Here is a 20809-nt window from a genome sequence, read left to right on the forward strand (position 1 = left end):
CGGCTCACTCGCCCCGGTGCCCGTGGTCCTCACCGGACCGCGGCGCCGGGGCGAGGCGCACTCCCGCGTGCTCCAGGTGGGGCAGCGCCGCGTGCAGGCGCTGCTCGACCTGTGCGAGGACGGGCACTGCCTGCGCGAGGGTGAGGGCGGGGTCGAGCTCGACGGCGACCTCGGCCTCGAGGCGGTGTCCGCTCCAGCGCGCCCGGGCGGCGTGGACGGCGAGCACGCCCGCCGTCCCGGCCGCGGCGCTCTCGACGGTGTCCAGGGTGCCGTGCTCGACGCCGTCCATCAGTCGATGGACCACGGTGCGCATCGAGCTGATCAGCACCAGCACCACGATCGCGGCGATGCCGAGACCGATCACCGGGTCGATCCAGGGCTGGCCCAGCCACGCGCCGAACACTCCGATCACCACGGCCAGGGAGGTGAGCGCGTCGGTGCGGGCGTGCTGCCCCTCGGCGATCAGCGCTGCGGAGCCGATGCGCCTGCCGGCCCGGATCCGGTAGCGCGCGACGGCCTCGTTCCCCGCGGCGCCGACGACGGCCGCGGCGAGCACCCAGCCCAGATGGGTCATGTCCCGCGCGGTGGTCAGCGCCCGCACGGACTCCCAGACGATCAGCCCGGCCGAGAGCGCGATCACCGCGCCGATCAGGAGGCCGACCAGGTCCTCCGCGCGGCGGAAGCCGTAGCTGAACCTGCGGGTGGGGGCGCGCCGCCCCAGTCTGAAGGCGATGATCAGCGGGATCGTCGTGGCGAGGTGGCCGACGTTGTGCAGGGTGTCCGCGAGCAGGGCGACGGAGCCGCTGAGCGCGACGATCACGATCTGCAGCAGGGCAGTGGCGCCCATGCCGGCGAGGCTCACCCAGGCCGCACGGAGGCCGATCGCGCTGGACTCCTCCGCGGTGCGGATCGCCTCGCCGTGGTCGTGGCTGTGGGGGGGGGTGAGCGCATGGCGCAGCCGAGCCCAGGGGGAGGCACCGTGGTCGTGGTCGTGGTCGTGGTCGTGGTCGTGGGGGCGTGGGTGAGGGTGGCCGGGGGAGCGCCCGGAGGGGACGTCGTTCACAGAAGGAATGTATCTGCGCAACTACGCAGAGAGCAAGGTGCTCGTAGCATGTCCCCATGCATCCCCAACCTGTGCGAGCGGTGCCGGACGATGAGCACGCGCGGATCGCCGCGAGCACCTTCCGGATGCTCGCGGATCCGACGCGGGTCAAGATCCTGTGGGCGCTCCTGCAGCAGGAGTCCAGCGTGAATGCGCTCGCCGAGGCCATCGGGGCGCCTTCTGCGGCGGTGAGCCAGCATCTGGCGAAGCTCCGGCTCGCGGGCCTCGTGGAGAGCCGGAAGGAGGGCACCTTCGCCTTCTATCGGGCGTCGGATCCCCATGTTCGGCGACTGCTCGCCGAGACCCTGTCCCACGCCGAGCACGTCACCGGTGCTGCGCAGGACGACGACCCGCACGGCTACTGAGCGCGCCCGCACCGGCGCGGCCGCAGGGACGGTGGCGGTCGCCCTGCACGGACCGGGGCACGACGAAGCCCCCCACTGCACCGTGCGGTGCTGTGAGGGGCCTCGACCTGATGTGCGCCCGGAGGGATTCGAACCCCCAACCTTCTGATCCGTAGTCAGATGCTCTATCCGTTAAGCTACGGGCGCTTGCCAGCTGAACTGACCTGGTCAACTCTAGCGGGGCAGTCCGGTCGACGCCAACCCAGGAGCCATGACCCTGCTCACACGGCTCCTGGGCGGCTCATCGACGGGGTGTCACCAGCCCGGATTCTGCGGCGGCTGCTGGCCGTTCTGGCCCGGCTGGCCGCCGGGCTGCTGGTTCCACGGCTGATCGCCCTGGCCCGACTGTCCACCAGGCTGCTGGTTCCACGGCTGGCCACCCTGGTCCGGCTGGCTCCACTGCTGACCGCCCTGACCCGGCTGTGCGCCGGGCTGCTGGTTCCACGGCTGCGGGTCCTGCGGTGCCTGATGGCCGTCGTGCGGCGCCGGCGGGGGCGAGGCCTGGCCCCACTGCTGGCCCCCCTGCGGCTGCTGGCCGTACTGACCGCCCTGGGGCGCCTCCGGGGAGACCTGGCCGAACGGCTGGCCCTGCGGGGCCGCAGGAGGTGCAGTGCCGGCCGCGGCCGACGTGCCGGCGGCGCCGTAGCCGCCGGGCGTGCCGGTGGGGGTCGAGCCGCCGCCCTTGTTCCGGCGCGCACGGATCAGGAAGAAGGCCACGGCCGCGATGACGAGCAGGAGCAGGAAGCCGAGCACGAGCACGATCCCGATGACGACCAGCCAGGGGAAGCTGCTGGCATCGGCACGGATCTCGATGCCGGAGGAGACGTCGTTGATATCGGTGAAGGTCACCGAGTTGCCGTCGATCTCGCCGCCGGAGGCCTCGATGATCTCGCCGGGGAAGGTGAAGGTCATCCGGAAGTCGATCTCGACCCCGAGGGACTCCAGGCTCGCGGTGTCCACCGTCTCGCCGGAGCCGGAGATGGTCAGGAGGTACTCGCCGTTGTCCTCGGTGAGGTCGAAGCCGTTGCCGAAGTCAGCGCTGTCGACCACGCCGGAGATCGTGCAGCCGTACTGGCCGTTCTCCTCGTAGGGCTCCACGGGCGGAGCGTCCTCGCCGAGGTCGATCTCCTGCGTCGCCTCGGAGCAGAGCGCCTCGGCGGAGTCCCAGATGCCCTCGGTGTACTCGGTGTCGACCGCGAAGTCGAAGGACACGTTCATGCTGTCCACGCTCTTGATGTCGAAGTCCGCGTGGAACTTCCCGCACCCGGCGAGGACCAGGAGGAACGGGAGGAGGAGGACGGCGACGAGTCTGCGCCGTGTCGAGATGCTGTTCATGGGGCCCCCGTCGGGTCGTTCGCTGAGATCGGTGGACGACGCTCACGGGAGCGCACGCGAGCACCAGCTTACCGGCGGGAGGTCGCGGACGCGGTGGGGAGAACTCCCCGCCGGGGGCCGCGTCGAGCGACTGCTTCCAGAGGCATCGAGCGACTGCTTCGAGGTCTGCCGAGCGACTACTTCCAGAACATCAGCATGCCGCCGCCGACCATCAGCACGCCGAAGCCCACCGCGAGGTTCCAGTCACCGATCGGGAGGGGGAGCTGACCTGCGGAGATGTAGTACGTGACCAGGTAGGCGAGACCGAGGATCAGGAACACCACCGCAGCGGGGGCGAGCCATGCCGGGTTCTGGGTCGCGGCCGCGACCCGTCGGCCGGAGGTGCGGGTGCTCTCCGCGGCGGCGGCCTTCTTCACGGAGGTGGAGCGGGTGGAGTCCTTGGCCTTCTCGGCGATCTCTCCGCCCTTGGGCGTGACCGGGTCCTTGGAGGAACCCTTCCCCGACGCAGCGCCCTTGCCCGAGGCGGAGCGCTTCGACGGGGCGGCATCCTTCGCCGACGCCCGCGCGGCCGCGCTCTTCTCGCCGGAGCCCTTCGCAGTCTTCTCGGCCGACGAGTCCTTCGCGGTCGTGTCCTTCGTCGTCGAGTCCGTCGAGTCCGCGTCCGTCCCGGTCGCGGTCTCCGTCTCGGTCGCCGCCGTGGCCTTGGCCTTCGCGTTCGACGTCGTCCGCCCGGACGACTTCTTCCTGCTCCTGGCCATGAAACGGTGCTCCCTCGACGCGGCCGGTCGCGCGGGCGTGCCGCGCGGGCCCGCAGGTGCGGGCCGTGCCCTAGGGTAATGGTCGTCGACCGAGAGCGTGAAGTGAGGAGCCGACATGGGCGCAGACGGCGTCTCGGACAGCACTCCGCGCCGCCAGCGCGGGCGCGGCCGTGCAGGAGTGGCGTTGGTGATGGTGCTGTGCGGCGTGCTCTTCGCAACCACCGCCCGGCTCTCCGGAGGAGGGTCCATCCGTGATGAGAGCAGCGACGTGGTGGGCGTGCTCGAGGAGCGCGGCCGTGACATCGAGCGACTCACCGAGGAGAACGCGGAGATGCGCGTCGAGGTCGAGCGGCTGCGCGGCACGGACGTCGCAGCCCCCACGGCCGAGCGCACGGCGCAGATGGCGGACGCCGTGGGCCTCAGCGAGGTGAGCGGCCCCGCTCTGCGGATCGCCCTCACCGATGCGCCGAGCAGCGCACTGGGCGCGATCCCCGGCACCGAGCCCAATGACCTCGTGGTCCACCAGCAGGACCTCGAGGCCTACATCAACGCGCTGTGGGCCGGCGGGGCGGAGGCGATGATGCTGCAGGACCAGCGGGTCATCAACGGCAGCGCATTCCGCTGCGCCGGCAACACGCTGCTGCTCGAGGGCCGGGTGTACTCCCCGCCGTTCGTGGTCACCGTCATCGGCCCGGTCGAGGAGATGACCGCCGCGCTGGACGCCGCGCCCGGGGTGGGCGTCTACCGGGACTGGGTGGACCACGTGGGTCTCGGCGAGAAGGTCGAGACCCTCGAGACCACCACGCTGCCCGCCTTCGTCGGCACCCTCACCATCGAGGCGGAGGTGGCCGCGTGAGCCCCAGCCACCGCCGCCGACCCCGCGGCGCGGGAGTCGTCGGGGTCCTCGGCGAGCTGCTGCTGACCCTCGGAGCCCTGCTGCTGCTGTTCCTGGTGTGGCAGCTGTGGTGGACCGACGTGGTCGCCGACCGCGAGCAGGCCGGTCTGCTCGACGGCCTCGAGCAGGAGTGGGGAGCGGTCGACGAGGAGCAGATCGCGCCCCGCCAGGACGGCCCGCCGCCGCAGCTCGAGGCACCTGCGGACACCATGGTGTTCGGCAGGATGCACGTCCCGGCCTTCGACCGTCCGGAGTTCCCGCTCGCCGAGGGCGTGAGCCTCGAGGAGGTCCTCAACGTCAAGGGCGCGGGCCACTACCCGGAGACCGCACTGCCCGGCGAGGTCGGCAACGTCGCGATCGCCGGGCACAGGAACACCTACGGTCGGGTCTTCGAGGACATCGCGGTCCTCGAGCCCGGGGACCCGATCGTGGTGGAGACGGCCGACACCTTCTACGTGTACGAGGTGACCGAGTCTCTGATCGTCCAGCCGGAGGACGTCGAGGTGATCGCGCCGACGCCCGGGCAGCCAGGGGTCGAGCCCACCGACCGGATGCTCACCCTCACCGCCTGCCATCCGATGTACTCGGCGCGGGAGCGCTATATCGTCCACGCCGAGTTCGCGTACTGGACGGACAGGGCCGACGGCATCCCCGAGGCCCTCGCAACCGAGGCCCCCGCACCCCAGGAGGAGAGCTGATGTACGGCTGGCTGTTCCGTCGCCTGCCCGGCCCGCTGTGGGTGCGGGTCCTGCTCACCGTGGTGCTGCTGGCAGCGCTCGTGGTGGTGCTGTTCGGCTGGGTGTTCCCGGCGGTCGCCCCGTACCTGCCCTTCAACGACGGGCTGGTCGGCGCGGCGGGGCCGGAGAGCGGTGCAGTGGGCGCGGAGAGCATCGAGGCGAGCCCGGAGAGCGGGGAGCTCAGCCGGCGGTCATGAGCGGCTGCAGGCCCGCAGAGCGTTCGACGGCGTCGCGGCCGTCGCACAGCTGCAGGAACCGGGCCAGCATCAGGTGCCCGTTCTCGGTGAGCACCGACTCCGGATGGAACTGGACCCCGTGCAGGGGCAGCTCGCGGTGCGCCAGGCCCATCACCATGCCGTCGGCCGTGCGAGCGGTGACCTCGAGCTGGTCCGGGATGGTCTCGGGGACCACCGTCAGGGAGTGGTAGCGGGTGGCCGTCATCGGGGACGGGGCACCGGCGAACACGCTCCTGCCCTCATGGGTGAGGGCACTGGTGCGGCCGTGCATGAGCTGCGGGGCATGATCGACGGTGGCACCGAAGTACTGGCCCAGCGCCTGATGGCCCAGGCACACCCCAAGGGTCGGCACCTCCTGCGCGGCGCAGGCGCCGATCACGTCCAGCAGGCGCCCCGCCGTGGAGGGGTTGCCGGGCCCGGGGGACAGGAGCACGCCGTCGAAACCGGTGAGGTCCACCGCGCCGTCCGCGGTCGTGGGCACCTCGTCATTGCGCACCACGACCGTCCGGGCACCCATCTGCTGGAGGTAGCCCACGATCGTGTAGACGAAGCTGTCGTAGTTGTCGACCACCAGGACCCGCGCCCCGGGGAGACCGGTCGCCGACGGCGACGGCGTCGAGCCTGTGCTTTCCGCGGCGCTCGCGGCCGGGGTCGAGCTCGTGTCCTCAGCCGTTGTCATCGCCGTTCCCTCTGCCGTTGCCGTTGCCCCCGCCGTTGCCGATCCCTCTGCCGGTGCCGCCCTGTGCGTTGTCCTCGCCGGTCCCGTTCCCGGGCTCGTCGCTGGGCGGCTCGTCGCTGGGCGGGTCCTCGGTGGAGGTCTCCTCCTCGGTAGGTGACTCCGACGGCTCCTCGGTCGGCGTCTCGCTCGGCTCCTGGGTGGGGGTCGGCTCCGGGCCGGAGGAGACCACGATCGTGATCGTGGTGCCCCGATCCACCTGCTCGTTCGCGGCGGGGTCGGTACGGATCACGCGCCCCTCCTCGACGGTGTCCGAGGCCTCCTCGGTGTGCTCGTGGCCGAAGCCCGCATCCGCGAGCGCCTGCTGGGCGTCCGCGAGCGGCTGCCCGGTGACGTTCGGGACGGCGACCGGGCCCTCGGGCGCCGCGACCACCAGGCGGATCGTCGTGCCGATCGACTCGGACCGCCCGCCAGGAGGCGTCTGCTCGAGCACCGTGCCCGGCGACTCCTCGCCATCGGACCGCTCGGTGCTCTCGACCTCGAAGCCGATATCCACGAGGGTCTCGGTGGCGCTCTCGAGGCTGGTCCCGACCAGGTCGGGCACCGGGTACTCGCCGCTCGCGTCCCAGATCTCGACCTGATCGCCCTTCCGGACGCTCTCGCCGCCGCCGGGGCTCGTGCGGGTGACGGTGCCGCGCTCGGTCTGCTTCTTGTCCTCGCTGTCGACGTAGACGGGCACCAGCCCTGCCTCCTCGATCAGCGATTCGGCCTCGTCGCGGGGCTCGCCGACGACGTCGGGGACATCCACCGCCTCCGGGCCGCTGGAGACGGTCACCTCGACGGCCGTGCCGACGGCGACCTCCTCGCCCTCGCCCGGAGCGGAGGAGATGACATGGCCCGCCTCGACCTCCTCCGACTCCGCCTGGACGAAGTCGGGCTCCAGCCCGACGTCCTGCAGGATCGTGCGGGCGTCGTCCTCGGTCTCGCCGACGACCGCGGGGACCGGCACCCTCTCCGGCTCCCGGTCCCACGGCTGCAGCACCGCGAGCGCTCCGGCGACGAGCCCCAGCACCGCCAGGATGACCAGGATGATCAGCCACCAGGGCTTCCTGCGGTCCTCCTCCAGCTCGACCTCGTCGACCGTGTGCAGGGCGAGCGGGCCGGTGGTGGGGGTCTGGGCCGAGACGGCGCTCCAGTCCTGGGAGCCCGACGCCCCGGCGGCGCCGAGCCCTGCCGCGCCGACGGCCGCCGAGCCCTGGGCGGGCAGCGCCTCGGTGGTGTCGCCGACCGCGCCGAGCACGGTCGTGGCCTCGGGGTCGTCACCCGAGGGCACCGCGCCGGCCACGAGGGCAGGCGCCCGCCCGGCCACCACGGCGGCGATGTCGCGGGAGAAGGCGACGGCGCTGGGATAGCGCTGCTCGCGGTCCTTGGTCAGGCCCGTGAGGATCACGGCGTCCAGGGCCGGGGTGACCGCCTGGTTGTAGGCCGAGGGAGGATGCGGCTCCTCGCGCACGTGCTGGTAGGCGATCGAGACCGGGGTGTCGCCGGTGAAGGGCGGGCGTCCGGTGAGCATCTCGAACATCACGCACGCGGCGGAGTAGATGTCGGAGCGGGCGTCGACCAGCTGGCCGCGCGCCTGCTCGGGGGAGAGGTACTGGGCGGTGCCCATCACGGCCTGGGTCGCGGTCATCGCGCTGGTGGCGTCCGCGATCGCCCGGGCGATCCCGAAGTCCATCACCTTCACGGCGCCGGCCTCGTTGATCATGATGTTGCCGGGCTTGATGTCGCGGTGGACGATCCCGGCCCGGTGGGAGTACTCCAGGGCGCTCAGCAGCGCCGCCATGATCTCGCCCGCCTGCGGGGCGGACATCGGGTGCTCGGGATCGATGTACTCGCGCAGGGTCGAACCCTGGACGTACTCCATCACGATGTAGGGGATGGTGACGTCCGCCCCGGTGATCGTGGTCTGCTGCTCCTCGCCGGTGTCGTACACGGCGACGATCGAGGGGTGGTTCAGCGAGGCCGCGCTGTGGGCCTCGCGCCGGAACCGCTCCTGGAAGCTGGAGTCACGGGCGAGGTCGGAGCGCAGCACCTTCACGGCGACCGTGCGGTGCAGCCGGGTGTCCTCCGCGAGGAACACCTCGGCCATGCCACCGGTGCCGAGGATCCGCCCCAGGCGGTAGCGCCCGCCCAGGACCACGCTGTTCTCGCTCACTCCACACCCGTCCTCGTGCCGTGGCCGACACCGACCGATCCGTCCATCGTAGTTGCTGACGCCGTGTCACCCGCGGCGAGATGAGTGATGTCCGCCGCGCCCAGCGGACCGGACGCGCCGAGGGGGAGCATCCCGAGCCCTCCCGCGACCGCGGCGAGGATCGCGATGACCACGAGCACCAGCAGCACCAGTCCCGGCAGCGACATCCCCGCGAGCTTGCGCCCGGTGGTGGAGGTTCCGTGCACCGTCCGCGAGGAGTTCGCCGTGTCCACGCCGTCGAAGGCGGCGACACCGGCGGGGCGCCCGGCCCCGTCCTGCGCGGTCCGGTCCTGCCCGGCGCCCTGCTTCCCGGAACCCTGCTGTGCGGCACCGTTCTGGGCGCTGCCGTCCCTGGCGACCGCGGCGGGCGAGGCCGAGGAGGGCCGCGGCGCCGGGGCGGGGGAGGCCGCCGAGCGGGCCGAGCCGGCCGACAGTGCGGAGACCCCGGAGCTCGCCGAGCTCGCGGAGCTCGCCGAGCGGCCCGGCCGCAGGGCGCGGCGCGGCGCGGACCCGGCGGAGGCCGCCGACAGGGCCGAGGGGCCGGAGGAGCCCGAGCGATGCCGGATCCCACGACCGCGACCGGACAGCGGCAGCGGCATCGCCGCGGTGCGGGTGCCGGTGGGGGAGGCGCCGGTGCGGTGCCCGCCGGTGGAGGACGAGGAATCGGCAGAGGATCCGCCGTTCCCGCGCTTCCCGGAGCTCCCGCCACCGGGCCGCACCCGGTTCTCCCCGGTCCAGTCGTGGTCGGCGACCTTGGTCACCGGGATCGCGCCGGTGCTGAAGCGGGGCTCCACGCCGCGCTGGATCGCCTCGAGGATCCGCGAGACGGCCGCGGCGGAGCGGGGACGATTCGCCGGGGCCTTGGCCAGCATCATCATCACCAGGCGTCGCAGATCCACGGAGATCGCCTCGGGCAGCTCCGGCGGCTGCTGCTTGACCTGCGCCATCGCGATCTCCACCTGGCTGGAGCCGGTGAAGGGGCGCCGGCCCACGAGCATCTCGTAGCCCACGATGCCCAGTGCGTAGATGTCCGAGAGCGAGGTGGCCTGCTTGCCCATCGCCTGCTCGGGGGAGAGGTACTGGGCGGTCCCCATCACCAGGCCCGTCTTGGTGAGCCGGGCCTGGTCCTTGGAGCGGGCGATCCCGAAGTCGGTGATCTTCATGGACCAGTCGTTCTTCTCGTCGACCAGCACGTTCTCCGGCTTCACATCGCGGTGGACCACGCCCTTGGAGTGGGCGGCATCCAGGGCCCGCGCGAGCTCGATGAGCAGCGAGACGACCCGCTTCTCGGGCAGCCCGCCGGGATTCTCCTCGATGATGTCCGAGAGCGGCCGGCCCGGGCACAGCTCCATCACGATGAAGGCGCGGCCGTCGAGCTCGCCGTAGTCGTACAGCGCGGCGATGCCGTCGTGGGAGAGCGCGGCGGTGTGCCGGGCCTCCGCCCGGAACCGCTTGAGGAAGCCCTCGTCCCCCGCGTACTCCTCGCGCAGCACCTTGATCGCCACCTCACGGTCGAGCTCCTGGTCCTGGCCCTTCCAGACCTGTCCCATCCCGCCGGTCGCGATCAGGGAGGTCAGTGCGTACCGTCCTTCGAGCACGAGTCCTGGTTCGGTCCTCATCGCTGGATCACCGCCTCCATCACGTCCTGGGCGATCGGCGCCGCCGTGCGCGAGCCGTATCCGCCCTCCTCGACCATGACCGCCACCGCGATCTTCTGGTCGTCCTGCTGTCCATATCCCACGTACCAGGAATGGGGTGCACGATCCTCGCCCCACTCCGCGGTGCCGGTCTTGCCGCCCACCTCGACGCCCTCGATCGCGGCCGCCGAGCCCGTGCCGTCCTCGACCACGCCCACCATCATCTGCCGCATCTGCGCCGCGTTCGCCGCGGTCAGCGGCTGGCCCAGCTCCCTCGGCGAGAGCTCGGCGACCGTGGACAGGTCACTGGTGCGCACCGCCTGGACGAGCTGCGGCTCCATGGTCACCCCGTCGTTCGCGAAGGTGCCGGCCACCATCGCCATCTGCAGCGGCGTCACCCGGGTCTCGTACTGCCCGATCGAGGTGGTGGCGAGCTGTGCGTCGTCGAGATCGGTGCCGATGCTCGAGGGCGTCACCGACAGCGGGATCTCCAGGCGCTGCCCGAAGCCGAAGCCCTCGGCCGTCTCGCGCAGCTGCTCCTCGCCGAGGTCCACCCCGAGCATCGCGAAGGAGGTGTTGCAGGACTGGCGCATGGCGTCGGCCAGGGTCGAGGTGTCGTCGGGGCCGCAGGGCTCGGTGCCGCCGGAGGCGCGGTTGTTCATCACCGCGGAGGAGTTCGGCAGCTGCCAGGTGCCCGGCCCGGGAATCTCGGACTCGGCGGTGTACTCGCCGGACTCGAGCGCCGCCGAGGCCACGACCAGCTTGAAGGCGGAGCCCGGGGGGTACAGGTCCCCGCCGATCGCCCGGTTGGTCAGCGGCCGAGCGGGGTCCTCGTTCAACGCCGTCCAGGCCTCGCTCACCGCGGCGCGGTCGTGCGAGGCGAGCCGGTCGGGGTCGTAGCTCGGGGCGGAGACCATCGCCAGCACGGCACCGGTCTCCGGGTCCAGGGCGACGACGGAGCCGCGACGGCCGTCCAGCGCGTTCCACGCCGCCTCCTGGGCGGCGGCGTCGAGGGTGAGCTCGACGGTCGCGCCGCGCCCCTGGCGCCCGGAGAGGATGTCGGAGATGCGGTGGTAGAAGAGGGCGTCCGCCTCGCCGGAGAGGGTGTCGTTCAGCGAGCGCTCGATGCCGGTGAAGCCATAGACCACCGAGTAGTACCCGGTCACCGGTGCGTACATCGCCCCGGGATCGTAGGTGCGCAGGTAGCCGTAGGTGTCTCCCGAGGCCTCGGAGACCGCGATCGGATGCCCGTCCACCACGATCGGACCGCGATGGCGGCCGTACTCGTTGTAGAGGGTGCGGTCGTTCTGGCCGTGAGCGTTCAGACGGCCCTGCGCGACCACCTGGAAGTAGGTGGTCGAGGTGAACAGCAGCACGAAGAGCAGGCCGATCACCAGCCATACATGGCGCAGCGGACGGTTCATGCCCCCACCTCCTGAGCGGGCCGGGGCGCAGTGGGCTGGCCACCGGCCGCGACCTGCCGGGCCGCGGGCCGACGGGCGGCGTCGGAGAGCCGCACCAGGATCCCGGCGATGATCCAGTTGCACACCAGCGAGCTGCCGCCCGCGGCGAGGAACGGGAGGGTCAGGCCGGTCAGCGGGATCACCCGGGTCACCCCGCCGACCACGACGAACACCTGCAGGGCCATCACGAAGCCGAGACCGCCCGCGAGCAGGGTGCCGAAGCCGTCGGAGATGCCGACGGCGGCACGCAGCGCCCGCTGCACCAGCAGCAGGTAGAGCAGCAGCAGGGCGAAGGCCCCGACCATGCCGAGCTCCTCCGCGAAGGAGGCGAAGATGAAGTCGGACTCCGCATGGGGGACCACGTCGGGCCGCCCCTCCCCGAGCCCGGCGCCCGTGATGCCGCCGTTGGCGAGGCCGAACAGGCCCTGGCTGATCTGCTCGCAGCTGCCGTAGTTCTCGCTCGAGAGCGGATCCAGCCAGCAGGTGATGCGGGTGCGCACGTGCCCCATCTGGGTGGCGGCGAAGACCGCCGGGGGCAGGAACATGACCGCCCCGATCACCAGCCAGCTCAGCCGGTCGGTGGCCACGTAGAGCATCACCACGAACAGGCCGAAGAACATCAGCGAGGTGCCCAGGTCCGTCTGGAAGACCAGCACCGCCATCGCGAAGCCCCAGGCCACCAGGATCGGGCCGAAGTCCGACCAGCGCGGCAGATGGATGCCCAGCACCTTCGGACCTGCGAGCGCGAGGGTGTCACGGCGGGAGACGAGGTATCCGGCGAAGAAGATGGCGAAGGCGATCTTCGCCAGCTCCGCGGGCTGGAAGCTGTAGCCGGCGATGCTGATCCAGATCTTCGAGCCGTTGCGGGCCGAGCCGATCACGGGCGCGAGCGGCAGCAGCAGCAGCACGGCACCCACGACGGCGCTGATCCACGTGTACCGGCGCAGTCGGCGGTGGTCCCGCAGCAGCACCAGCAGCGCCACGCAGAGCAGCACCCCCAGCACCGCCCACAGCATCTGCCGGTCCGCGCTCGCCGAGCTGCGGATCCCGTAGATCGCGTTGGCGGCATGGATCGACTCGATCATCGCGATGCCCAGCAGGTTCAGCAGCATCACCAGCGGCAGGATCACGGGATCCGCGTAGGGGGCGCGCCACATCACCGCGATCTGCAGGGCCAGGGCGAGCACAGCGGCGCCGACCCCGTACACCAGCAGGTTCTCGGGCAGCTCGTGATGGCGTCCCAGCCCCACCAGGGCATAGGAGCCCACACCGATCACCACCGCGAACGCCAGCAGCAGCGCCTGGATGAGGCGGCGCGGACGCGCGGTGTAGGACACGATCGTGGCCACTACGTCTCCTCGCCCTCATCGGGCGGCGGGACCGTGCGATCGGAGCGGGTGGGCAGCGGGTTCTCGTCCTCGGCGGCGCTCTCCTCCGCAGCGCTCTCCTCGGAGGACCGCTCCTCGTCCTGCCCCTGATCGCCGGCGCCGCCGGCATCCGAGGCGCCCCCGGCATCCGAGGGTGACGGGGAGACCGCCGGCGGGGGCTGGTTCGAGAGCGAGACCTGCTCGAGCCGGTCGATGATCTGCTCGGCGGACTCGCGGTCCGAGGCCGTGATCGTGTTCTCGACCTGCTGGCGAGTCACCTCGGGAAGGTCCTCGAGCGCGATATCGGTGACCTCCACCGGTTCCGACATCGAGATCGGGCCGAGGTCCTGGGACAGGCCCTGGTAGAGGACCACGCTGGTGCCGTCGGTGCCCACGTAGAACTGTCGCTGGGACCAGGCGTAGCCGGCCCACAGCAGCCCGCCCAGCAGTGCGAGCAGCAGCATCAGGGCGACCAGCGCCGGCCAGGGACTGCGGCGCGGGGGCTCCTCCTGCGAGAAGTCCTCGTCCTCGTAGGGGACGTCGGGCTCCTCGCGGGTCAGCGCCGCAGCCTTCGCCGCGGGGCCGGAGGCGCTGGTGGGCGCGTGGCGGTTGCGGGCCGCCGAGCCGACGATCTGCGGACTCGTGGAGGGGGCCTCCTCGCCGCGGGGGAGCGCCTCGAGATCCACCACGTCCGCGATGACGCAGGTGATGTTGTCGGGGCCGCCGCCCTTCAACGCCAGCTGGATGAGCGCCTCGGCGCACTCCCCGGGGTCCTCGAACTCCGTGAGGGTCGCGTCGATGGTGTCCAGCGAGACCAGCCCCGACAGTCCGTCGGAGCAGAGCATCCAGCGGTCGCCGGGGTGGGCGGGCCGCAGGGAGAGGTCCAGCTCGGGGTCGGCGTCGACGTCGCCGAGCACCCGCATCAGCACGGACCGCTGGGGGTGGCGCTCGGCCTCCTCCTCGGTGAGGCGCCCTTCGTCCAGCAGGCGCTGGACGAAGGTGTGGTCCTTGGTGACCTGCGTGGTCTCGCCGTCGCGGAGCAGGTAGGCGCGGGAGTCGCCGATGTGGGCGAGGGCGAACTTGCCCTCGGCGCGCAGCATCGCGGTGATCGTGGTGCCCAGGCCCCGCAGCTGCGGTTCGTCCCGGGCGCGGCGCAGGATCTCCTGGTTCGCCTCGAGAACGCTCTCCTCGAGGGTGGCGACGATGTCCGAGGCCGGGGTCTCGGCGTCCAGCTGGGCCAGGCGACCGATCGCGACGGAGGAGGCGACATCGCCTCCGGCGTGACCGCCCATGCCGTCGGCGACCACCAGCAGGTGGCTGCCGGCGTAGCCGGAGTCCTGGTTGTTGGACCGCACGAGGCCGACGTCGGAGCGGGCGGCGTACCGCAGGGCGATGCTCATCGCGGACCTCGTCTCAGTTCGATCTCGGTGCGGCCGATCCGCACCTGAGCCCCGGGACGGAACGGGACCGCGCCCTCGATCCGTCGATCCGAGACCAGGGTGCCGTTGGTCGAGCCCAGATCCTCCACCATCCATTCGCCCTCGCGCTGGAAGACGCGCGCGTGTCGATTGGAGGCGTAGTCGTCGTCGAGCACGAGCGTGCACTCGGGCGCGCGCCCGATGAGGATCGGGGTGGAGCCCAGCGTGAGCGAGGTGCCGCGCAGCGGACCGGCGGTGACCACCATCGCGGCCTGGGTGACCTCAGGATCGGTGCGCTGCTGCGCGGGATCGGTGCCGGCCGCGGCGGCGGCCCCGCCGATCGGTCCCGAGGCGGGACGCTGCTCACGGCGCGGATCCCGGCTGGATCGGGTGACCACCGTGGTGCCGAAGAGGTCGTTGCGCAGCACCAGCACCACGACGACCACGAAGATCCACAGCGCCAGCACGAAGCCCAGGCGCAGGGCGACCAGGGTCAGTTCGCTCATGGGGCGTTCACCAGCTGACCGGGCCGGCTGCGGGCAGCAGCACGGTCAGACGGGTGCGGCCGATCTTCACCAGCGAGCGGTCCTGGAGCGGGACAGGGGTGCGGATCCGCTCGCCGTCCACGAAGCTGCCGTTGGTGGAGCCGAGGTCCGTCGCGATCAGGGACCCGTCGGGCTCGGCGCGCAGCTCGAGGTGATGGCGGGAGACCCCGGTGTCCTCGAGGATGATGTCGGCGTCGCCGCCGCGGCCGATCACGGTGACCGGGCCGGTGAGCAGGTACTGCTGGCCGTCGATCTCGATGATCGGGCTGCCGCCGGAGCCCGCCTGGGCGGCGCCGGTGGCGGGCGCGACGCTGCCGCGCTCGGTGCGGGACTCGGTCTCGAACCGGCCCGCGCGCACCTCGTCGTCGCGCTCCAGGGCCACCGAGACCGCGCCCACGAACATATAGCGCTGCTTGTCCGCGTGCTCCATGAGCACGCGCTGCAGCTCGTCGAGCAGGGTGTCCTGCCAGGAGCTGAAGCGCTCGTGATCCTGCGAGTTCAGATAGATCGTGTAGACGTTCGGGGCGAGGGTCCGGGTGCGGTCGAGCACCTGGATCTGGTCGTCGCACTCGCGCTTGAGCCCCTGAGCCAGGTCGAGCGGCTTGAGCTGCCCACGGCCGGGCGAGAAGACGCTCGTCACGCCGCGGTCGAGGCCGCGCTCGATCCGATCCAAGATCCCCACGGTGGTCCTTCGCTCTCGCTGTGGTCGACAGGTCCGCGAGCGCCGCCGTCCCGGCCGTCACGGGGGAGGGTCGGCGAGGCTGCTCGCCGTCCGATCGTATCGCGTGAGCAGGTCGTCACCGTGCTCACCGGGCGGGGAGCCGGGGAGAGATTCGTGCAGGCCTCGTGAAGACGGCCGACGGCGGGGCCCAGGGGCCCCGCCGTCGAGCGGTGGTCGCCGGGTGGTCGGCCCGGCGCCGGGATCGGGGCTCAGTAGACGAGCACCCGGCGGCCCTTGCGGAACCAGAACCCTCCGGACCACATGCGCTCGGAGGCGCTGACCGAGATCCGGGCGCAGCCGTGCGAGGCCGGGTAGGTGGGGATCGAGTTCGAGCCGTGGATCGCCCAGCCGCGGTCGTAGTAGCCGGGCTTGTACATCCTGCCCAGCGGGCCGTCCTGCCAGCCCCTGGAGTAGAGGCTGTACATCCTGAAGTCACCCCTGGGCGTGGTGGCCCTCTTCCAGCGACCCCCGGAGTAGTAGCGCTCCCCGCTGCCGGTCGAGGTGTTCAAGATGATCGCGAGCCTGCCCCCGCTGGTGCCGATCAGGAGCTGCCTGGCCAGGTCCACCTCGAAGCCGGTGCCCGTGGTGATCCTCCTCCGCGGCTGGGTGCCCTTGTCCAGGGCGGCCCAGGTCTTGGCACCCACGACCCCGTCGCGGCCGAGCCCCGCGGCCTTCGGCAGGGCGAACACCGCCTGCTGGGTCACATGGCCGAAGCTGCCGTCGGGCGTTCCGCACCAGTACTCGAGCCTCGTGAGCTTCTTCTGCAGCGAGGTGACCGAGGAGCCCTTGGACCCCTTGCGGAGCGTGGGAGGAGCGGCCGTGGCCGCCCCGGTGCCCAGGGCGAGCCCGGCCCCAGCGTGCCCACCCCGAGCAGCAGGAGGCGGCGGGTCGGTGCGGCGACGGGCAGCTGCTCGCCGCCCTCGGGTCTGTCCGTGAGTGTCAGGTGCATCGTGCTGTTCCCCTCTGGTGAGCCGGCGGCTCCGGTGAGCCGGTCCGGGCGGCCGCAGGTCGGGACGCCGTGAACATCATGCATTCGGCATAAAAGAGTAAACGGGGGGTAAAATGGCCTGGTCTCGAAGTTCCCCGCACGCAATGGACGACTGTCCAGGTGGTGGGGACAAATCGGACAGGTCACGAAATGGTCACGGTGTCGTCCGGGGATCCGGCCCGGTGCCGGCCACCGATCCGGTGCCTCCCGGCGAGATGTCCTGTGCCATATTTGAGGGCGTGGAGACCAGCCCCTCGCAGACCCCGCCCGAGATCCCCGTCGACGTCGACTTCGCCCATGCGCTGGGGGTGACGGACGCGGAGGGCACGGTCCACACCCAGGGGGAACCGGACCGGGTCAGGGACCTCGCGAGCGTCTCCAAGCCCCTCACCGCGCTCGCCGTGCTGATCGCCGTGGACCGGGGCCTGGTCGACCTCGACGAGCCCGCCGGCCCCGAGGGCGCCACGGTGCGGCATCTGCTCGCCCACACCGCCGGCTACGCCTTCGACGGCGACGAGACCGTCGGGGCCGTCGGCGCGCGGCGCATCTACTCCAACACCGGCTTCGAGGTGCTCGCCGCCCATGTCGAGGAGGCCACCGGATTCGACTTCCCGGACTGGCTGGAGCAGACCGTCGTGGCGGGCCTGGACCTCGCGGACCTCGAGGTGACCGGGTCCCCGGCCGCGGGCTACCGCGGCTCGATCCGGGACCTGCTGGCCGTGGGCCGGGAGCTGCTCGCCCCTGCCCTGATCCCCGAGGACCTCTGGCGCGAGGCGCGGACCGTCCAGTTCCCGGGACTGGCGGGGATCCTGCCCGGCTACGGCCGCCAGAAGCCCAATGACTGGGGAATGGGAGTCGAGATCCGGGGCGGCAAGGACCCGCACTGGACCGGGACGCGCTCCTCCGCAGAGACCTTCGGCCACTTCGGGCAGTCCGGCTCCTTCCTCTGGGTGGACCCGGAGGCCGGCCTCGCCGCAGCCTTCCTCGGTGAGGAGCGCTTCGGCCCCGAGCACGTGCGAGTGTGGCCGGGCCTCACCGATGCGGTGCTGGAACGCTTCGGGAGCGCCGGCGGTCCCGCGGACGCGCGATGAGCTCCCTGGACCGACTCGACGAGTTCGGCTTCGAGGCCGCCGCGATCGTGCTCGGCCCCGAAGGGGAGCGGGCCCGACGCGGAGACGTCACGCTGGTGCGGCCCTGGCGCTCGGTCACCAAGACCCTCACCGGATTCACGGCGGCCCTCGCCCTGCAGGAGGGCCGCGTGGACCTCGAGGACGAGGCGGGCCCGCCCGGCGCGACCCTGCGCCACCTGCTCGCCCACGCCTCGGGATACTTCTACGAGTCCGAGAGCACGCTGCAGGCCCCGGGCCTGCGCCGGCACTACTCGAACTACGGGATCGACGAGGCCGCCCGGCACCTCGAGCGGGCGCTCGGCCGCGAGCTCGGCGACTGGATCCCGGAGCGGCTCGCCGGACCGCTGGGGATGACGGCGCTGGAGTGGACCGGCTCGGCTTCCGTCGGCGCTCGCGGGCCGCTGACGGATCTCGCGCTGTTCGCGGGCGAGCTGCTGCGCCCCACCCTGCTCGAGGAGCGCTGGTACACCGAGCTGACCTCCGTGCAGTTCCCCGAGCTGGTGGGCATCATGCCCGGCTTCGGCAAGCAGGAGCCGAACCCCTTCGCCCTCGGGCTCGAGGTGCGCGGGCACAAGACGCCCCACTGGACCGGAGCGGGCAACAGTCCCGCGACCATCGGGCACTTCGGCATGCTCGGCACCGCGTTCTGGGTGGACCCGGAGGCGGATCTGGCCCTCGTGATCGGCACCTCCCACGACTTCTGCGACGCCCACCGCGAGGTCATGCCGCGTCTGGCCGACGCGGTGCTGGAGGAATTCGCAGGCTGAGCAGTGCGGCGGGCTGAGAACGGCGGAGCCGCACTGAGGAGTCGAGGGCTCTCAGACGTTGTGGACCAGCGGCCCGGCCGGCTCCCGCCATCCGGCCAGCACCTCCAGCATGCGCACCATCCGCACCGTCGCGGCCACGTCATGCACCCGCAGGATCCGGGCCCCGTGCTGCACCGTCCAGGCGGCCGCGGCGAGCGATCCCTCGAGCCGCTCGTCCTTCGGCAGTCCCAGGGACTCGCCCACGAAGTCCTTGCGGGACAGCGCCGCCAGCAGCGGCATCCCCAGGGCGGCGTACTCCTGCCATCCGCGCAGCACCTCGAGGGTCTGCACGGTGGACTTGTTCAGGTCCGGCCCGGGATCCAGGACGATCCGGTCGCGGGGGATGCCCGCCTCCAGGGCGCGTTCGAGGCGGGCGGCCAGGAAGCCCCGCACCTCCGCGACCACGTCGTCGTAGCGGGGACTGGGGTAGGGCCGTCGCGGCTCGGCGAGCGAGTGGGTGATCACCAGGGAGGCGCCGGCGCTGGCGACCGTCGGGGCCATCCGCGGATCGGACAGCCCGGTGGTGTCGTTGATGAGGTCCGCCCCCACCTCGACGGCGGCGCGGGCGACGGCGGCATGGAAGGTGTCCACCGAGAGCAGCACCCGCGCGGGCAGCTCCCGTCGCAGAGCCCGGACCACGGGGACGACCCGGTCGATCTCCTCGGCCACCGGCAGCGCCTCGCCGGGAGCGAACTTCACCCCGCCCACGTCCACGAGGTCCGCGCCGTCGGCGGCGGCCGCGATCCCGGCCTCGACCGCGGCCTGCAGCCCCCAGGTGCGGCCCTCGTCGAAGAAGGAGTCCCGGGTGCGGTTGACGATGCCCATCACCAGCACCCGACGCGAGGTGCCTGGGAGCGGCCGGGGAGAAGGAGGGGCGGCGCCGTCCGCCGCCGGGGCTGGCTGCTCCGCCGCCGGAACAGTCTCCGCGGGCACTCCCTGCGGGGCGTCCAGCCCCGTCTCGGGGGTGCGGGCTAGAGTGGAATCCGACAGGGGAGGACGGTCTGCCGCACTCTCGTCGTACGCGTTGTTCATGGTCCGTTCCTCCACCGTTCGGGCGGGCGCTCCTCGTCTTTGAGCTGCTCCCGACCTGCACTACGTTATGGGCGGACCAAGACTTGCACAGACCGGTCGCGGCCCGCTCCGCGCACCGGCACCAGGACCCTTTGGAGGACTCTCGCAATGAAGATCGTCGTCGCCGGTGGAGATGGATTCTGCGGATGGCCCACTGCCCTGTACCTCTCGCAGAAGGGCCACGAGGTCACCATCGTGGACAACCTGGTGCGCCGGGACATCGATGAGGAGCTCGGCTCCAACTCCGTCACCCCGATCCTCGAGCTCGAGGAGCGCGTGCAGGTGTGGAAGGAGGTCTCCGGCAAGGACATCGCCGTGAAGATCGCCGACCTCACCGACTATGACGCGGTCTCCGCGATCTTCCAGGAGATCCAGCCGGAGTCCTTCGTGCACTTCGCCGAGCACCGCTCCGCGCCCTACTCGATGATCGACCGCGAGCACGCGATCGAGAACCACCGCAACAACGTCGAGGGCACCCTGAACGTGCTGTGGGCGATCAAGGACTTCGCCCCCGACTGCCACCTCGTCAAGCTCGGCACCATGGGCGAGTACGGCCAGCCGAACATCGACATCGAGGAGGGCTGGATCGAGATCGAGCACAAGGGCCGCAAGGACCGCCTGCCGTTCCCGAAGGCCCCGGGCTCCTTCTACCACCTCACCAAGGTCCACGACAGCGACAACATCATGTTCGCCTGCCGTGTCTGGGGCGTGCGCGCCACCGATCTGAACCAGGGCGTGGTCTACGGTCTGGAGACCGACGAGACCCGTCTGGACCCGCGCCTCGTGAACCGCTTCGACTACGACGCCGTGTTCGGCACCGCCCTGAACCGCTTCATCGTCCAGGCGGCCATCGGCCACGACCTCACCGTCTACGGCAACGGCTCCCAGACCCGCGGCTACCTGGACATCCAGGACACGGTGCGCTGCATCGAGATCGCCTGCGAGAACCCCGCCGACCGCGGCGAGTTCCGCGTCTACAACCAGTTCACCGAGCAGTTCTCCGTCAAGGAGCTGGCGGAGAAGGTGCAGAAGGTCGCCGCGGACCTCGGCCGCGAGGTGGCGATCTCCGCGATGGAGAACCCGCGCGTGGAGAAGTACGACCACTACTACAACGCGGTCAACACCAACCTGCTCTCGCTAGGCCTGGAGCCGCACCTGCTGACCGACGAGCACCTCGCCGAGGTCCTCGAGGTCGCGATGCACAACACGGACCGCGTCACGCGCGAGCTGGTCTTGCCCACCGTCACCTGGAAGTGAGCATCCTTC

General features: G+C 71.6%; 20 protein-coding genes and 1 tRNA gene. 7 read left to right on the forward strand and 14 right to left on the reverse strand.

Annotated features, from left to right (window positions below):
* Window positions 1–4: 4 nt before the first annotated feature.
* Window positions 5–1063, reverse strand: coding sequence for a cation diffusion facilitator family transporter (locus VF289_RS00185; protein ID WP_330879889.1), 1059 nt, complete (start codon window positions 1061–1063; stop codon window positions 5–7).
* A gap of 56 nt (window positions 1064–1119) precedes the next feature.
* Between VF289_RS00185 and VF289_RS00190 the strand changes: the two genes are divergently transcribed.
* The gene (locus VF289_RS00190) at window positions 1120–1467 is read left to right on the forward strand and encodes a metalloregulator ArsR/SmtB family transcription factor (RefSeq protein WP_330879891.1); all 348 of its coding nucleotides are present in this window, start codon (window positions 1120–1122) and stop codon (window positions 1465–1467) included.
* 113 nt (window positions 1468–1580) lie between these two features.
* Here the strand turns inward: VF289_RS00190 and VF289_RS00195 are convergent.
* The 3 genes from VF289_RS00195 to VF289_RS00205 form a co-directional block, all read right to left on the reverse strand.
* Window positions 1581–1653: transfer RNA gene (locus tag VF289_RS00195), tRNA-Arg, on the reverse strand.
* 108 nt (window positions 1654–1761) lie between these two features.
* A complete protein-coding gene (locus VF289_RS00200) occupies window positions 1762–2841 on the reverse strand; it encodes an LppM family (lipo)protein (RefSeq protein WP_330879893.1) in 1080 nt (359 codons plus the stop codon).
* Window positions 2842–3017: 176 nt separating this feature from the next.
* Entirely contained in the window at window positions 3018–3599 is a 582-nt protein-coding gene (locus tag VF289_RS00205) for a cell division protein CrgA (RefSeq protein WP_330879895.1), read from the reverse strand.
* Between the two features lie 115 nt (window positions 3600–3714).
* Here VF289_RS00205 and VF289_RS00210 point away from each other — a divergent pair, with 115 nt between their 5' ends.
* The 3 genes from VF289_RS00210 to VF289_RS00220 are packed head-to-tail and all read left to right on the forward strand — an operon-like array spanning window position 3715 to window position 5428.
* Window positions 3715–4455, forward strand: coding sequence for a DUF881 domain-containing protein (locus tag VF289_RS00210; protein WP_330879897.1), 741 nt, complete (start codon window positions 3715–3717; stop codon window positions 4453–4455).
* On the forward strand, window positions 4452–5192 hold the full coding sequence (locus tag VF289_RS00215; protein ID WP_330879899.1) for a class E sortase: 741 nt from the start codon (window positions 4452–4454) through the stop codon (window positions 5190–5192). The genes VF289_RS00210 and VF289_RS00215 overlap by 4 nt, the downstream gene beginning before the upstream one ends.
* Window positions 5192–5428 carry a hypothetical protein gene (locus VF289_RS00220; protein WP_330879901.1) on the forward strand — a complete coding sequence of 79 codons (237 nt, stop codon included), beginning with the start codon at window positions 5192–5194 and terminating at the stop codon, window positions 5426–5428. The genes VF289_RS00215 and VF289_RS00220 overlap by 1 nt, the downstream gene beginning before the upstream one ends.
* Here VF289_RS00220 and VF289_RS00225 read toward each other — a convergent pair.
* From VF289_RS00225 to VF289_RS00265, 9 genes are all read right to left on the reverse strand, one after another.
* Window positions 5412–6146, reverse strand: a complete 735-nt coding sequence (locus VF289_RS00225; protein ID WP_330879903.1) for an anthranilate synthase component II — start codon at window positions 6144–6146, stop codon at window positions 5412–5414. The genes VF289_RS00220 and VF289_RS00225 overlap by 17 nt on opposite strands.
* Window positions 6133–8358, reverse strand: a complete 2226-nt coding sequence (gene pknB, locus VF289_RS00230) for a Stk1 family PASTA domain-containing Ser/Thr kinase (protein WP_330879905.1) — start codon at window positions 8356–8358, stop codon at window positions 6133–6135. The genes VF289_RS00225 and pknB overlap by 14 nt, the downstream gene beginning before the upstream one ends.
* On the reverse strand, window positions 8355–10016 hold the full coding sequence (locus VF289_RS00235; RefSeq protein ID WP_330879907.1) for a serine/threonine-protein kinase: 1662 nt from the start codon (window positions 10014–10016) through the stop codon (window positions 8355–8357). The genes pknB and VF289_RS00235 overlap by 4 nt, the downstream gene beginning before the upstream one ends.
* Window positions 10013–11458 (reverse strand): peptidoglycan D,D-transpeptidase FtsI family protein, encoded by a 1446-nt coding sequence (locus tag VF289_RS00240; protein WP_330879909.1) that lies wholly within the window; start codon window positions 11456–11458, stop codon window positions 10013–10015. The genes VF289_RS00235 and VF289_RS00240 overlap by 4 nt, the downstream gene beginning before the upstream one ends.
* A complete protein-coding gene (locus VF289_RS00245) occupies window positions 11455–12846 on the reverse strand; it encodes an FtsW/RodA/SpoVE family cell cycle protein (RefSeq protein WP_330879911.1) in 1392 nt (463 codons plus the stop codon). The genes VF289_RS00240 and VF289_RS00245 overlap by 4 nt, the downstream gene beginning before the upstream one ends.
* Window positions 12846–14264 carry a Stp1/IreP family PP2C-type Ser/Thr phosphatase gene (locus tag VF289_RS00250; protein WP_330879913.1) on the reverse strand — a complete coding sequence of 473 codons (1419 nt, stop codon included), beginning with the start codon at window positions 14262–14264 and terminating at the stop codon, window positions 12846–12848. Before VF289_RS00250 ends, VF289_RS00245 begins: the two co-directional genes overlap by 1 nt.
* Complete coding sequence (locus VF289_RS00255) at window positions 14261–14788, reverse strand: FHA domain-containing protein FhaB/FipA (protein WP_330879915.1); 528 nt, start codon at window positions 14786–14788, stop codon at window positions 14261–14263. The genes VF289_RS00250 and VF289_RS00255 overlap by 4 nt, the downstream gene beginning before the upstream one ends.
* A 7-nt stretch (window positions 14789–14795) precedes the next feature.
* A complete protein-coding gene (locus tag VF289_RS00260; RefSeq protein WP_330879917.1) occupies window positions 14796–15509 on the reverse strand; it encodes a DUF3662 and FHA domain-containing protein in 714 nt (237 codons plus the stop codon).
* Between the two features lie 248 nt (window positions 15510–15757).
* Complete coding sequence (locus VF289_RS00265) at window positions 15758–16555, reverse strand: L,D-transpeptidase family protein (protein WP_330879992.1); 798 nt, start codon at window positions 16553–16555, stop codon at window positions 15758–15760.
* Between the two features lie 196 nt (window positions 16556–16751).
* Here VF289_RS00265 and VF289_RS00270 point away from each other — a divergent pair, with 196 nt between their 5' ends.
* Window positions 16752–17627, forward strand: coding sequence for a serine hydrolase domain-containing protein (locus VF289_RS00270; protein ID WP_414644428.1), 876 nt, complete (start codon window positions 16752–16754; stop codon window positions 17625–17627).
* On the forward strand, window positions 17624–18433 hold the full coding sequence (locus tag VF289_RS00275) for a serine hydrolase domain-containing protein (RefSeq protein ID WP_330879921.1): 810 nt from the start codon (window positions 17624–17626) through the stop codon (window positions 18431–18433). The genes VF289_RS00270 and VF289_RS00275 overlap by 4 nt, the downstream gene beginning before the upstream one ends.
* 51 nt (window positions 18434–18484) lie before the next feature.
* Here the strand turns inward: VF289_RS00275 and folP are convergent, their stop codons facing one another.
* Window positions 18485–19504: a dihydropteroate synthase gene (folP, locus tag VF289_RS00280; protein ID WP_330879923.1), complete on the reverse strand. Its 1020-nt coding sequence runs from the start codon at window positions 19502–19504 to the stop codon at window positions 18485–18487.
* Window positions 19505–19651: 147 nt separating this feature from the next.
* Here folP and VF289_RS00285 point away from each other — a divergent pair, with 147 nt between their 5' ends.
* Window positions 19652–20800, forward strand: coding sequence for an NAD-dependent epimerase/dehydratase family protein (locus tag VF289_RS00285; protein ID WP_330879924.1), 1149 nt, complete (start codon window positions 19652–19654; stop codon window positions 20798–20800).
* Window positions 20801–20809: the final 9 nt, after the last annotated feature.

This window comes from Brachybacterium sp., assembly GCF_036379615.1.
In the GTDB taxonomy this organism is placed as follows: Bacteria; Actinomycetota; Actinomycetes; order Actinomycetales; family Dermabacteraceae; genus Brachybacterium.

Excerpts from the sequence above, each read along its gene's own strand:
- VF289_RS00190 (WP_330879891.1), top strand. The coding sequence starts at position 1,120 with ATGCATCCCCAACCTGTGCGAGCGGTGCCGGACGATGAGCACGCGCGG.
- VF289_RS00200 (WP_330879893.1), bottom strand. The coding sequence starts at position 2,841 with ATGAACAGCATCTCGACACGGCGCAGACTCGTCGCCGTCCTCCTCCTC.
- VF289_RS00205 (WP_330879895.1), bottom strand. The coding sequence starts at position 3,599 with ATGGCCAGGAGCAGGAAGAAGTCGTCCGGGCGGACGACGTCGAACGCG.
- VF289_RS00210 (WP_330879897.1), top strand. The coding sequence starts at position 3,715 with ATGGGCGCAGACGGCGTCTCGGACAGCACTCCGCGCCGCCAGCGCGGG.
- VF289_RS00220 (WP_330879901.1), top strand. The coding sequence starts at position 5,192 with ATGTACGGCTGGCTGTTCCGTCGCCTGCCCGGCCCGCTGTGGGTGCGG.
- VF289_RS00225 (WP_330879903.1), bottom strand. The coding sequence starts at position 6,146 with ATGACAACGGCTGAGGACACGAGCTCGACCCCGGCCGCGAGCGCCGCG.
- VF289_RS00235 (WP_330879907.1), bottom strand. The coding sequence starts at position 10,016 with ATGAGGACCGAACCAGGACTCGTGCTCGAAGGACGGTACGCACTGACC.
- VF289_RS00240 (WP_330879909.1), bottom strand. The coding sequence starts at position 11,458 with ATGAACCGTCCGCTGCGCCATGTATGGCTGGTGATCGGCCTGCTCTTC.
- VF289_RS00250 (WP_330879913.1), bottom strand. The coding sequence starts at position 14,264 with ATGAGCATCGCCCTGCGGTACGCCGCCCGCTCCGACGTCGGCCTCGTG.
- VF289_RS00255 (WP_330879915.1), bottom strand. The coding sequence starts at position 14,788 with ATGAGCGAACTGACCCTGGTCGCCCTGCGCCTGGGCTTCGTGCTGGCG.
- VF289_RS00270 (WP_414644428.1), top strand. The coding sequence starts at position 16,752 with ATGTCCTGTGCCATATTTGAGGGCGTGGAGACCAGCCCCTCGCAGACC.
- VF289_RS00275 (WP_330879921.1), top strand. The coding sequence starts at position 17,624 with ATGAGCTCCCTGGACCGACTCGACGAGTTCGGCTTCGAGGCCGCCGCG.
- folP (WP_330879923.1), bottom strand. The coding sequence starts at position 19,504 with ATGAACAACGCGTACGACGAGAGTGCGGCAGACCGTCCTCCCCTGTCG.
- VF289_RS00285 (WP_330879924.1), top strand. The coding sequence starts at position 19,652 with ATGAAGATCGTCGTCGCCGGTGGAGATGGATTCTGCGGATGGCCCACT.